The organism is Candidatus Proelusimicrobium excrementi (assembly GCF_937881865.1).
Classification (GTDB): Bacteria; Elusimicrobiota; Elusimicrobia; order Elusimicrobiales; family Elusimicrobiaceae; genus Proelusimicrobium; species Proelusimicrobium excrementi.
Genome location: NZ_CALGEO010000014.1, coordinates 1 through 13026 on the forward strand (window position 1 = coordinate 1; position 13026 = coordinate 13026).

9 protein-coding genes are annotated in these 13026 nt (G+C 45.7%); 7 read left to right on the top strand and 2 right to left on the bottom strand.

All coding sequences use genetic code 11. The features are described from left to right. Positions 1 to 421, bottom strand: a 421-nt coding sequence (locus tag ACQY26_RS01105) for an FAD-binding protein (protein ID WP_428047243.1), incomplete at its 3' end; no start/stop codon positions are given. Positions 422 to 457: 36 nt separating this feature from the next. Here ACQY26_RS01105 and ACQY26_RS01110 point away from each other — a divergent pair. After that, the gene (locus ACQY26_RS01110; RefSeq protein ID WP_428047244.1) at positions 458 to 2008 is read left to right on the top strand and encodes an alpha-D-glucose phosphate-specific phosphoglucomutase; all 1551 of its coding nucleotides are present in this window, start codon (positions 458 to 460) and stop codon (positions 2006 to 2008) included. 72 nt (positions 2009 to 2080) lie between these two features. On the opposite strand, the gene ACQY26_RS01115 is transcribed toward ACQY26_RS01110, so the two are convergent. Beyond that, on the bottom strand, positions 2081 to 3874 hold the full coding sequence (locus ACQY26_RS01115; protein ID WP_428047245.1) for a hypothetical protein: 1794 nt from the start codon (positions 3872 to 3874) through the stop codon (positions 2081 to 2083). Between the two features lie 146 nt (positions 3875 to 4020). Here ACQY26_RS01115 and purB point away from each other — a divergent pair, with 146 nt between their 5' ends. The 6 genes from purB (at position 4021) to ACQY26_RS01145 (ending at position 12991) form a co-directional block, all read left to right on the top strand. Continuing rightward, positions 4021 to 5397, top strand: coding sequence for an adenylosuccinate lyase (gene purB, locus ACQY26_RS01120; RefSeq protein WP_428047246.1), 1377 nt, complete (start codon positions 4021 to 4023; stop codon positions 5395 to 5397). Beyond that, entirely contained in the window at positions 5394 to 6416 is a 1023-nt protein-coding gene (locus ACQY26_RS01125) for an adenylosuccinate synthetase (protein ID WP_428047247.1), read from the top strand. Before purB ends, ACQY26_RS01125 begins: the two co-directional genes overlap by 4 nt. A 113-nt stretch (positions 6417 to 6529) precedes the next feature. Continuing rightward, entirely contained in the window at positions 6530 to 8323 is a 1794-nt protein-coding gene (locus ACQY26_RS01130) for a hypothetical protein (protein WP_428047248.1), read from the top strand. 127 nt (positions 8324 to 8450) lie between these two features. Continuing rightward, the gene (locus ACQY26_RS01135) at positions 8451 to 9092 is read left to right on the top strand and encodes an ankyrin repeat domain-containing protein (protein WP_428047249.1); all 642 of its coding nucleotides are present in this window, start codon (positions 8451 to 8453) and stop codon (positions 9090 to 9092) included. A gap of 22 nt (positions 9093 to 9114) precedes the next feature. Further along, positions 9115 to 11103 (top strand): hypothetical protein, encoded by a 1989-nt coding sequence (locus ACQY26_RS01140; protein WP_428047250.1) that lies wholly within the window; start codon positions 9115 to 9117, stop codon positions 11101 to 11103. A 49-nt stretch (positions 11104 to 11152) separates the two neighbouring features. Next, complete coding sequence (locus ACQY26_RS01145) at positions 11153 to 12991, top strand: hypothetical protein (RefSeq protein WP_428047251.1); 1839 nt, start codon at positions 11153 to 11155, stop codon at positions 12989 to 12991. Positions 12992 to 13026 lie beyond the last annotated feature (35 nt).

The window sequence follows — 13026 nt, forward strand, 5'->3', positions numbered from 1 at the left end:
GCCCGAATGCGCCCGCGTTCATATAAACCGCGCCGCCGCAGCTGCCGGGTATGCCGCTTAAGCTTTCAAGTCCGCCGAGGCCGTTTTCAACGGAAAGCGAAGCCGCTTCGTCAAGTGGGGTTCCGGCTAAAGCCGTAAGTTCCTCGTCCCGTATGGATATGCCGACGTAATTTTTTAAACAGCAAATAACGCCGGGCAGGCCTTTATCGCTTACAAGTATGTTTGAGCCGAGCCCTATCATCCTGAAAGGCGCGTTTTTCTGTTCGCAGAAAGTTTTAAGCCTAAGTATTTGCTCTTCATTTTCCGGCAGAGCCAAAACCTCGGCCGCGCCGCCTGTTTTGTAGGTGGTGTAATCTGTCATGGGGGCGTTAAAAATAAGGCGGCATCCCGTCTTTTCGCCCAAAATATCTTTCCAATTCATTTAATATATTATATAAAAAGATTATGGAGGATATTTATGACAGATATAAACGCGGGGAAACTTCCTGTTAAAACCATAGATTTGAAAATGTTGGAAACGGAATTTTATAATCCGTCAAATCAGCCTGTAAAAGTAAAATTCGGCACTTCGGGCCACAGAGGGGAGCTCGGCGCGGGTTTTTGCGCTTTGCACGCAAAGGCCATAGCGCAGGCCGTCGCAAAAATGCACCTTGAGGAAAATATAAAAGGCAAAATCCTTGTCGGCGGGGATACCAGGCTTATGTCAAAGGTTACCGCAGAACTCTGCGCCTGCGTTTTGGCCGGCAACGGTTTGGAAGTTCTGCTTCCCAAAATACCCGTTCCCACGCCGGTGTTTTCCTATGAGATTTTGTCAAAGCGCGCATGCGCTTCTTTAAACGGTACGGCAAGCCATAATCCTCCGCAGGATATGGGGCTTAAATATAATCCTTCCACCGGCGGGCCGGCCGATTCCGTGATAACTTCCAAAATAGAAAAATACGCCAATTACTATATGGAAAACCCCGGGGAAATAAAATTTATTTCTCTTGAGGAAGCTAAAAAACGGAACCTTGTATCAGAGCCGGACGTAATAGAAAATTACGTTAAAGCTTTGGGGGAGAAAATCAATTTTGCTTTAATCAAAAAATCCGGCTTAAAAGCGGCTTTGCACCCTATGGGCGGTACAAGCCTGCCCTTTTTGCAGGCTGTAAAAGCAAAATATAAATTGGATAATGTGGAAATAGTAAGCATGCTTCAAAATCCGTCCTTTAATTTTATTCCGCTTGACCACGACGGCAAAACGCGCATGGATCCTTCGTCAAAATATCCTATGTCCCCGCTGATAGATCTGGTAATGAGCGGCAAATATGATTTTGCCGGCGCCTGCGACCCTGACGCCGATCGCTTCGGCGCGGCTACGGCAAAGGGCGGGCTTCTTCCGCCCAATCACGCGCTTTGCGTTATGTTGGATTATTTGGCGGCCAAGAACAAATCTTCAAGCGCGCGCTGCGCCGGGCGCACGATAGGCACCACGCACTTAATTGACAGAATCGCCGCGGCTCGCGGTTTAAGCGTGGAGGAAGTCAACGTCGGTTTTAAATATTTTGTCGACGGTTTGCTTTCCGGGCGGCTTTTAATGGCCGGGGAAGAAAGCGCGGGAATGTCCGTAACGAATTGGGTTACGGAAAAGGACGGCCTGCTTGCGGTATTTTTACTGCTTGAAATTATGAGCGCCACCGGCCAGGATATCGCCGGCCTTTACAAACAGCTTACCGAGCTTTACGGCAATCCCGTATATACTCGCGTTGATATGCCCGTAACGGATGAGGTTAAAGCCAAACTTAAGGGTTTTACGGAAGAAAGCCTTTCCTATCTTAAAGAAGTCGCGGGGGAGAAGGTTCTTAAAATCCGCACCGGCGACGGCGTAAAGGTTTATCTGGAAGAGAGCTGGTTTCTTGTAAGGCCTTCGGGTACGGAAGCGATAGTAAAATTTTATGCCGAAACTTTTAAAGGAGAGGAGCATTTATCAAAAATCTTGGAAGAAGGCAAAAAGGTTTTCGGTATTTAAAGTTTTAATAAATCGGCAGAATAAAAGGCCCGGTTTTAAGCCGGGCCTTTTGTATAATATGCAATATTCGTTTTAGACGATCCTTAGGCCTACAGTCTTTCCTTCGCAGGAATGTTCTCTGGTATTGATGTCCTCAAAAACATATGTTGTCGGTTTGCCTCTGTATCCCATATCGTAAACGTTTGTTACGGGTTCGATCCTCATGTAATAGTCGCCGTCTAAAAGAAATTCCATATTATTACCGCGGGTTTCATTGGTGAATCTGTTTGTTTTACGATTGCCGGTATCAAAGTTGCAGTCCATTAAAACCCCGTCATTCGTGCGTATTATGCCGCTTGGGTTTACCTTCATCATAATAGGCGTATTTCTGTCTCCTATGTTTATGTAATAAGTCTTTTTATAGTAGAGGGAAGCCGGCAGTTTGCTTAAGTTTTGTATCAAAAGGGAAGGCTCCCCTTTCTTTCCCCTGTCCACTAAAGAAGAAGACGCATTTATCTTAAGGGAATTGCTTTTGCCGGGCACTTGCACCCATTTGCCGTCCTGCGCTTTGTATTGGTCAAATACATTAACGTCAAATATGACGTTTTGCTGATCCGAGAACAAGTTAAATAAGTCAAGCATAGCCAAATCAAATTTATAATGCACGGTGGAATACTGTAAGTAAGTGTCTACGACGCGCAGGCCGTAAAGCCTTCTTAAAGCGGTTTGGTGGCCGGTGTCATAGGGATCTTTACTCCAAGCTGAGGGAATGGGATCTTCAATCTTGCCGAAGACGTTTGTTTCTCCGTCTTTTATAAGCTTTTGCAGAAAGGCCATATTGTCTTCCAAGACGGTAAATCTGGTCAGCATTTCTTCAAAGGAAGTATTTATTGCGTCTAAATTGGCGCTGTCAATGGCGGAGTATATAGCCACAACGACTATGAAGTTTAATATTTTTTTGCCGTAATAGGCGAATCTCGGCAGCGACCAAAAAGCCAAAGCCGAAGAAGGCGCGGCGATTGAAGCGCCGTTAAATTTCCTCAAAGCTACCAAGGTGAATATGGTCATTAAAATGGCGTCGTCGCGTTTATTTTTATTGATACGGTTAATCTCTTTTTGAAGCGACATAAAACTTTTGTAAGGCGGGCCGTCTTTTAATCTTGAGTTTATAGATTTTAACTCTGTGGCTATTAAAGCCTGAACTTGTTTGGGAGATTTTTTAAAATCGGGGAGCTGCTCGTATGCAAGCATATCGGTGGATTGTTTGTAAAGAGCAAAAGCCTCGTTTATTCTTGCCTGTGCGCTTAATTTGGTGAGGGTTTTATCTTCGTAGAGTCTGCGCCATACGCCGGAAGCGTTAAGCTTTTTCGTCAGTTCCGCGCGGCGTATATGTAAGATGGCCATTGCTTTTTCTTCCGAGGATAGTCTTGAGCGTTGCAAAGCTTGGTCAAGCCCTTTGGATTTTTTTGTGATTCTCTCAGGGATAATGGGGGGAATGGAGGGAATGGGGCGCACGATGCGGGTATTGTCCTGGGGAATGGCCTGGGGAACGGCCCTTTCCAAAAAGCGCTGTCGCTGTCTTTGTATGCGGATCATTTCTTTCCGTTGGTTTGCCTCGTCTATTGCGTTCTGCGCAAATCGTTCGATTTTCCAGTCTATTGCGTTCAGCTCATATCTTACCGGGTCGGCCGCTTTTTGATTTTCAAGAAACTGTTTGGTTACCATAACTTCCTTAAAATAGGGATATACCGCCGAAAGCTTTGTAGTCTGAGCGCCTACCGGCACGCCGCAATAATCCTGAACGGACGCTTTGCCCTGTGCCAAAGAAAGCATCGGATAAGAAAAAGTTAAAGCCGTCGCCAGCAGTAATCTGATAAATAATTTCATAAATTCGCACCTCGTAAAGGTTTGTCTTTCTTTATATATTAATAATAACACTAAAGAACAGAAGCCTACAAGAGCATAAAGGCCCAAAAAAACTTGGGCCCTAAGTCCTAGGACAAGTTTTGAATAATTAAATATAATAGGAATGTATGATTTTAAACCCTTTGGACGGAAGATATAAAAACGCCGTTTCCGAACTGGCCCTTTTGATAGGGGAAGACGCTCTTATACTGCTTAGAATCAAAACGGAATGTCTGTATCTTTTGGCTTTGGCCGATGAAGGCGTTGTTAAACTTAGCCGCGCGCAGAGAAACAAAATTCTTTCCTTCGCAGACGGTTTGCCCGGGGCGGCGCAGATGGTAAAACAAATAGAAACCGAGGGCTTCAAAGGGGTAAAAGCCACCAGACACGATGTAAAAGCCGTGGAATATTATTTGCGTTTTCTTTTTGCCGAAAACGGGCTTAAATCTTATACTCCGTGGCTGCATTTCGCTTTAACTTCCGAGGACGTCAACAGCCTTTGCTACGCATTGATGATAAGGGACTCTTTGGAAAAAGTCCTTATTCCGGCTTTGGAAGACCTTGATGACGAACTGCGTCGGATGTCGCGCGAATACGCGGGAACCGTCCTGCTGGCGCGCACGCACGGGCAGGCGGCTGTGCCGACGACCTTCGGCAAAGAATTTAAAGTTTTCGAATATCGTCTTTCCCGTCAGCTTAAACAGCTTAAAAAACAGCAGATTTCTTTTAAATTCAGCGGAGCAGTAGGCAATTACAGCGCGCATACGGCGGCTTTCGGCGAAGTTGATTGGCGCGCGTTTTCCAAAAAGTTTGCGGCGGATTTTAATAAAGGCCGCAAGAGCAAAATATTTTTATGGGAAGCGGCGACTCAAATAGACCCGCATGATTCTTACGCCGAACTTTTTGACAATCTGCGCCGCGTAAATATGATATTTATTGATTTCGCGCAGGATATTTGGCGTTATATTTCCTCGGGCCTTATAAAGCAAAACGCCGTAAAAGGGGAAGTGGGTTCTTCCACTATGCCGCAAAAAGTCAACCCGATAGATTTTGAACAGGCGGAAGGCAATTTGGGTTTGGCCAATGCTCTGTTTAATTTTTTCGGCGGCAAGCTTACGGTTTCCAGGCTGCAGAGGGATTTATCTGATTCTACGGTGCTTAGGAATATAGGTTCGGCTTTCGGGTATTCTTTAACGGCTTATAAGTCTTTAAAAAAAGGGCTGGGCAAAATTAAGCCCGACGGCGAATCCGCTTTGGCCGAGCTTCGCGCCCACCCGGAAGTTATTTCCGAAGCGGTTCAAACATTGCTCAGAGTCTTTGGGCGGGAAGACGCTTACGAACAACTTAAAAACTTTACGCGCGGCAAAAAAGTAAGCGCGGAAGATATGGATAATTTTATAAGAAGTTTGGATTTAACGGAGCCGCAAAAAAAGAAATTGCTGGCTTTAAAAGCGGAAACCTATATTGGTTTTGCGGAAAAAATCGCAAGGAAGGTTAATTTATGATAGATATAGTATCCGGCGGACAGGCCGGCGATGAAGGAAAGGGAAAGATATCTGCTTATCTTTCTTACAAAGGCAATTACAGCTATTGCGTGCGTATCGGCGGCCCTAATGCCGGGCACACCGTTTTGCACAAAGGCAGCAAATACACTTTAAAGAATATCCCTTCGGGCTTTCTTAACCCCAAGACCAAGCTTGTGCTTGGCGCGGGCGCGTATACCAAAACGGACTGGCTTTTGAAAGAAGTCGAACTTACCGGCGTAAGGGACCGCCTGATAATTGACCCTATGGCCGTACTAATAGAAGATAAGCACACCGCCGCGGAAAAGGGCGACAGCCATTTTATGTCGGCCGTGGGCAGCGTGGGCACCGGGCTCGGCCAGGCCGTCAAAGAAAGAATTGAACGCAGAGAGCTTAAATTCGCCAAAGACGAACCTTTGCTTAAAGAATTTATTAAAGACGTGCCGGAACTTTTAAACAAATCCTTAGCCGCCGGTGAAGATATACTAGTGGAAGGCACCCAGGGCGTAAAACTTTCCCTTTTGCACGGGGAATATCCTTTTGTAACTTCCCGCGATACTACGGCTTCCACCTTTTTGGGCGAAGCCGGCCTCGGCCCCAAAGCCGTGAGGGACTGCTGGGTTATTTTTAAGCCTTATGTAAGCCGCGTAGGCCCGGGCCCTTTGGCGAGTGAAATTTTTGACGAAAAAGAACTTGAACTTTACCACGGCAAGGGCTGTGAAATCGGCAGCGTCAGCAAACGTCTTAGAAGGATAGGCCGCTTTGAGGACGATACCGCCAGAAAAGCCGTTATTCTCAACACGGCTACAAAAATAGCCATAACGCATATAGATTTGTTCCCGGGCAATGACGCCGGTACGGTCAGCCGTTACGAAGACTTTACCCCGGAGGCAAGAAAGTTTCTGGATCATTTGCAGTCCATACTGAAAAGCACTTATCCGTATCCGGAGCTTAAACTTATCTCCAACGGGCCGGAACTGGAAGATATGATAATTTTGTAATATAGTAAAAAGCCGCTTTAAAAGGCGGCTTTTTCTTTGTTTGATATAAAAAATATATTGCAAAAGAAGTAAAAATTGTGAATAATGGATAAATAAGCCGCGGAGGGAAACTAATGAAATCCTATGCCGTAGACAGCGTTTACGCTTTTATCATCTTTGTGGTGGCGTTTCTTATTTTGCCTTTTTTCGTTCCTTATGAGGGTAAAGGCAAAGCTTCCGCGCCCCTCGGCGAATACTCCATAGAGGAAGAAGAAAAGCCCGAGGTCTTTACAAGGGTAATTGACAGAGTATCCTCCTTTTACAGATTAAAACGCAAAAAACGCCCTTACGTCAAAGCCGGCGCAGCTAAAGAAGCGGAAAACGCTAAAACGGCTTCCTTAAAAAGACAAAATTCGACAAAAAACGAAGCGCAAACAAAGAACGGCGTTAAAATCGTTTCCGCGCCGGAACGCTTTTCCGAGGCTGAAAACCTCAGGGCGAGTTCTTCAAACGGCTACGCAAGGCCTTCCGCCCCGGATATGGCGGAACTTAACGGCAATCTCTATAAAATAATGCCCGATCATTACGGCAACAAATACGTAATTACCAGCGGCGGACCCGTGCCTTTAAAATCCTTTTTGGCAAACGGCGGCAGGGTTGTAAAACCCGTTTACTCATCGGGAAACGAGCGCGGCGCGGCCGGAGCAGGGAAAGTTTATACCGCCTCCGCTTATCCGGGAAATACGCGTGCGAGATCTTCCGGGCAAAATATTCCTCGCACTGAAACCGTAAACAAAAACAGTTCCGGGCACGGTTCTTTGACCGGGTTTTCCCACGGACGGGCTTCGCTGCCCTCTTCGGAAAGCGGAAGTTCAAATTACGCGTCTTTCGGCTCCGGCAGAGATAAATTTTCCATAGGCCCTTATGATTTTAATTCCGATAACAGCGGATTTGAGGACCTTAAAGGCAATCTTAATTCTTCCTCCGGGGGATCTCCCGGCCAGCGCACGGAAAACGCCGAAAGCCGTATTCCAAAAGCTTATAAACTTCAGAACATTCAGCCTATTTTAAGCGATAAATCCATAAGCGTAACGGACGCCAAGACGGAACAGGATATTTCATTGTCCACCGACGGAACGGATGTTTCTTTTGACGAGTGGGGCGACGCTTCCGCCGATAATTGGGACGAGAACCCCGCGCCGGAACCTTCCAAGGATAAACAGACGGCTCCTCAGAATGTGATTGTCCGCAAAATTGAAAAAGGCGACGTAAGTTCCGGTTTTATTCCAAGTGACGAGCTTACCCGCCGCGCCATGACGGACGAACTTTTGGGCGGGCTGAGTTTCCAAGGAGTCGCCGGAAGTAAAAATATACCGGTGAAGGATCCGTGGATTCTGCCCAATTCCATAGATGACAGGCCGGGAAACGCTTTTATCAGGGCTAACTCCAACATTATCAGCGAGAAAGATGAAAAAACAAGAGGCCTTTGGACGGAAAGCGATATGCAATACGCCGAAAACAAAGATATTATAGCCGCTTCCACAAAAGGGGAAAGCACCGCTTTGGTTATGATTAACGGGCAAAAAGATCCTTATACAATGCTGACCATGCCCGAGAACAGCTATTATTATCAGGTAACGGCAGGTTTGCTTAACAATAATGTCCGCAAAGTGGAAAACAACGGTTCCGTAGATTTAAATAAAATAGACCGCAACAAGGTTTTGGTGGTAGTGCCGGAAAAGCCTTTGGCGGAAAACTTGCGTAAAGACGGTTATAAAGTGGCTTTGTTTGAAAGATATATAGTTACGCCGCGTAATTTAAACAATTTTTATAAACAGACATCTTCGGCGGTAAACGAGATAGAAACGGCTAAGCAGGCAGAACTCGACAATAAAAAGAAGGATATAGCCTTTTCCTTGAAGAACTGAGCGTTTGTAGGCCTTAAGTCCCAACTTTTTTTAGGACTTTGTACCCTTGTATCAAAGACTTTTATTTAATAAATTTTATTAATAGGAGTTTCGTTTTTATATTCTTTAATTTCTGGAGAAATTGTTTATGAAAAAGTCAATGTTATCTTTGGCGGTAATTTTTATTTTTACCCTGTGCGCTTTGCCTTCCAATGCGGGACCTTATGATAATACGTGTAAAATTAACGGCGTCAGATATACCATGGGCCGCGTAATTGAAAAGTTCGGCCAAAGCGCAAAAGCGATTAAAGGCTGCTGCGTATGCGGAACAAGCGAGTCTTTATGCGGCGGAATGTATATGGAAGATTATGACGGCAGCGGGCTTGATTACACCCTTACTTTAATTGCCGCCAAGCATAATCATTTTCAGTGTTTGAAATATTTGGTTGAATCCTGCGGCGGCGGTTTCGATCACTTCCAGTACGGCGGGGAAAATAAATATTATACCCATCTTATGTATGCCGTAAAAAACGGAAATGTCGAAATGGTTAAATATCTTTTAAGCAAAGGCGCCAGCGCAAGCCGTAAGAATAAGTACGGCGAAAGCGCAAAGGATTTGGCCTTAAAAAGCGGGAATCAGGAAATAATAAACATTTTTAAGAATAATTATTACTCGGAATTGATGGATCTCAAATACAAGCAGGAAATAATCAAAATGCTTAAAATACACAATCAGTATAAAGAAAAAGCCCTTGCGGATTTGGGATTGCATTTTGATAATTTAATTTAACCGCATTTAAAAGGAGGCGGCTATGAAAACTAAAAAAACAGGCAGTATTTTTATATGGATTTTTGCCGCCTTTGCGCTGTTTTTGGCGATTCCTTTTATCACTACGGAGGAAGGTTCTTCCTCAAAAAAAGGTAATCTTTCAATAGAGGAAGACGGCGTTTTGCCCGTAGTCGGTTCGGAAAACCCTTTAGCTAAATATTTTAATAAGGTGGCGGATTTTTACGGTTTTAAAAAGAAAGCCCCCGCCGGCGGCAGGAAGTCTTTTGCCGCAAACGCCTCTTCAGCAGCTAATGACGAGGAACTTTTCGGCGCGGAGCTCAGCGGGCTTTTTGCCGCTTCTAAAGACGCTTCTTCTTCCGCCGAGGCTGCCAACGGCGGCGCATCCGCCGAAGATCTTGAAGCAATCCGCGCGGCTTACGCCAAAGCCGCTGCAGTTTCCGTTGAGGACGGTACGGTAAAAACAAGAAGCGGTATGGTTCTTAAACCTTCCAAAGAAGGTTACGAATTTGACGGCAAATTTTATAAAAACGGCAATTATCCTTCCCTTTCCAAACGCAGAGAAATAGAAAACGCCTTAAGTAAATTCCATAAGGAAAACGCCGCCCGCCAAGGCTTGACGGCGGCTTATTTCCGCGCTCCGGACGGGAGTTTAAACGTTAAATATGTGTCGCCGGAATCTTTGCCCGGCAGGCAAACTCCTCTCTTGGCCTCCGATTTGGCCGGCACCGGCGGCAATTATTACCGCGGCGCCAGGATAATTTCGAAAGGGGAATCTTCCGGCGGGGGATCTTATTCTTCCTCACGCGGCGGGCATGCGGGTAAGTTTTCCATGGATAATATTGAAGACGCATACGACAGTTTGTCTTCTAAAATTAAAGAGAATTTGAGCAGTTCCGATTCATCGGGTTCCGACGAAAATCCCTCCGAAGACTCCGGCCCCGAACAAAACCTTTCAAAGGAGCTTATCGCCAATTCAAGCAATGCTTCTATTAGCTTTCTCGCTCCGTCTAAGCGTACCGAAATCCCCAACGAAATCCCCATGGAATATCAAAATGCCCCCGGTGCGGTATTGGCTTTTACAAGAACGCCGATAGGTTCCCATTCTATGGCGGAATTCCTTAATAAATACGGTATAAAGGGCAATTTGAATTTAAAGGAAATAGAACTTAATTTGTCAAGAGGAAGAAGTGAACGTAATCTGGCTGAAGTGCAATCTGCAGATGAGAAAATACAAAGTCTAAAAAACGATGAGGGGTTGGTAAAAGTGTTTTCTCCCGCGCCTCTTCCTGAAAGCCTCTTTAAGAAGAATCCCGTAGACAACGGTATTTATGTGGCTTATCCAAGGGTTCCGTGGATGGAAGTCGGCGAGAACGGCCAGCCTAAAGAGGTTAACTTCTCCGAGGTGTTTTTTAGCAGAACCGGCATAGGAAATATGGTTGAGGCTATGGGCAATCCCGAAACCGGCGAGTTCTTGGATACCACCGATTTGGAAAACCGCTACGCCAAACTTGACGCAAAAAGATCGGAAAACAATAAATATATCCAAATGATAGGCGCAAATGCGGAAATCAACAAAAGAATGCCGAAAATGGTTTTTTACTTGGGCAAAGCCAGGAAAAACCAAAATAATATTATGATAGCCTCTCCGTCCTCTTTCCTGTATGTATACGCGCCGAATATGGCGCCTGATTTTGTAGCCGGGGCTTCCGCAGAAAATTCCTATCAAGAGATGCCTTCGGAAGAGTTCCTAAACAAAGTCGGAACGAAAGGCAACAATAACATCGTAGTGGTTAACGACGAAAAAGTCCGCGAAACCCTTATAAAAGCCGGGGTTAAAAACGTTTCCGTTATTGAAGAAGAAAGGCTTTCTTCAGGCGTGCCGGAAGATATTGAATACGTTATAGATTCCCTTAGGACGGTCGTCAGCGAAAGAGTTATGTCCGACGATGTTCTTAAACAGGAATTTATAAAGGCCATGTCGCAGACCAATAAAAAAGTTTCCGGGGAATAATAATTGCTCGGGCTGCGGAGTTTAATATAATTATAGGAAGGGGAAATTTATGTCTAAAAGTTTAATTTTAAAAATAATTTTAGGCGGTTTTTTAGTGTTTTTGCTTTTACCCGCTTTTTATGACGAAGAAAAACCCGCCCAAAAGAGTTCTTTTAAGGATGCTTACGGCTTTAATCCCGACGGATACGAAGGGGAAGAACTGCCCGTACTGGAGGAAGAAACTCCCTCCAAGGAAAATATTTTTACAAGATACGGCAAAAGATTTAAACAAATGTACGGCCGCGCATTTTTTGGCGCGCCCGAGAATCGGCAGGAAGCTCCGCGCGTTTATGCAGACGCAGGCAATGAAGGCGGCGACGAAGATTTGTATTATGCTATGGCAATGCTGTTTAACGGTTCCGAAGAGGCCGGCTCTTTGCGTTCTTCTTACGCCGGCAATCAGGGCGGTGATCGTTCGGGCGGTTCCGTCAACGCTTTGCCTTCCGGCGGCGGATATGCCGGCGGTTACTCCTCAATGAAGCAGACCGTACACGATAACGCCCCGGTAAAAGGCTTATATGAAAGTTCTTCCGTCGAATCTTATGAAAACCGCACAAAAGCCAAACAGGTTTACAGCAACGTAATGAAAAAGGTTGACGGAAGCGCACCTGCAAAGAAAGCTGTTGCCGGAGGAGAGGAGCAAAATATTTCTTCCGCGGAAAACGGGCGTTTGGAATCTTTCAGAAACGGCGTTCCCGGCATGGTGTCTACACCCGGCTGGGCGGCGGATATAAGCGATTCTTTTTTGAACGGTGTTAAATTTAACCGTGTTTATACGGGCATAGCCAGCCGCAATTCAAATAAAGGCGGTTATAATTCCGCCCGCGCCAATTCGGGGGCAACTTACGGCGGTTTTTCCAATTCCAGAGCGAACTTTACCGAAGATGACCGTAACGCTCAGGATTTGGGAGAACTTTTTGCCAAAACTTCTTCCGATATAAACGCGAAAGTTAAAGATATTTCCAAGTCAGTCCGTGATAATGTTTCTTCAAACGGGGAAGCATCCGGCGGATCCTCTTATTTGCCCGGCCCGGATATTAAAATCCCCGGCGGTGATAAATCCGGTCAAGAGAAAGGAAATGAGAACTCCGGCGGAAGTATCGGCTCCGGCGGTGAGGGGCAAGGTTCAGACCAAGGCGGTGCGGACGGGAGCTCGGGAAGCGTACCCGGCGGAGATAATCTCGGCGGCGAAGGGGCAGACATACCCGAGCCGGTTGTCCCCTCTGCGGAAGACAGCACATTTAGTGTAAAGGATTGGGACAGCAACATGGCCAGGTTTTGTAATCCTTTCGCCGATGAGCCCGAATCTTTGCAGCAGTTGCCCATAAGGAATTTGACCGTAAAAAACGATTTGTTGCAAGGAAAAGACCCCGCCGATAAAATACAAGTGGAATCTTGCTCCGGAAAGCCTGTACCGGTTGACAATGTTCCCGTTTTAAAGGAAGAAATATCTTCCAAGCAAGTACTGGTGGATTTGGGAAAAGTTGAAGTTGACGGACGGCATTTAAGGGCTACGCCCAGTGAAGGTTCTATAGCCGCGGCCGGGATTAACATTATCGGCTTTAACAGCTATGTTCAGGGTAGGCAGAATATACCTTCCTCCGACGGGGCTTTTAACGGTATTGACAGAGAAGAGTTTATTGTTAACGCCAATAATAAAAATACTATTATACTTACGACCTCCCCGGCTATAGCCGAGGCTTACGTAGGCAGAACGGTTCTTATAAATCCCGGCGATTTGGAAAAACAATCGGCCGTCAGGCAAATAGCCGAAAGGCTGAACAATATGGATCAGGAAACGCAGCGCATTTTGGCTGCGAAAGCGGCAAGGGAAGCCTCTGCCCGCTGATAGAGTTAAAACACATACCTCCGCTTGATAAAAAG

Bases quoted from the DNA above. Each gene is read 5' to 3' on its own strand.
- ACQY26_RS01110 (WP_428047244.1), top strand. From the start codon at position 458: ATGACAGATATAAACGCGGGGAAACTTCCTGTTAAAACCATAGATTTG.
- ACQY26_RS01115 (WP_428047245.1), bottom strand. From the start codon at position 3,874: ATGAAATTATTTATCAGATTACTGCTGGCGACGGCTTTAACTTTTTCT.
- purB (WP_428047246.1), top strand. From the start codon at position 4,021: ATGATTTTAAACCCTTTGGACGGAAGATATAAAAACGCCGTTTCCGAA.
- ACQY26_RS01125 (WP_428047247.1), top strand. From the start codon at position 5,394: ATGATAGATATAGTATCCGGCGGACAGGCCGGCGATGAAGGAAAGGGA.
- ACQY26_RS01130 (WP_428047248.1), top strand. From the start codon at position 6,530: ATGAAATCCTATGCCGTAGACAGCGTTTACGCTTTTATCATCTTTGTG.
- ACQY26_RS01135 (WP_428047249.1), top strand. From the start codon at position 8,451: ATGAAAAAGTCAATGTTATCTTTGGCGGTAATTTTTATTTTTACCCTG.
- ACQY26_RS01140 (WP_428047250.1), top strand. From the start codon at position 9,115: ATGAAAACTAAAAAAACAGGCAGTATTTTTATATGGATTTTTGCCGCC.
- ACQY26_RS01145 (WP_428047251.1), top strand. From the start codon at position 11,153: ATGTCTAAAAGTTTAATTTTAAAAATAATTTTAGGCGGTTTTTTAGTG.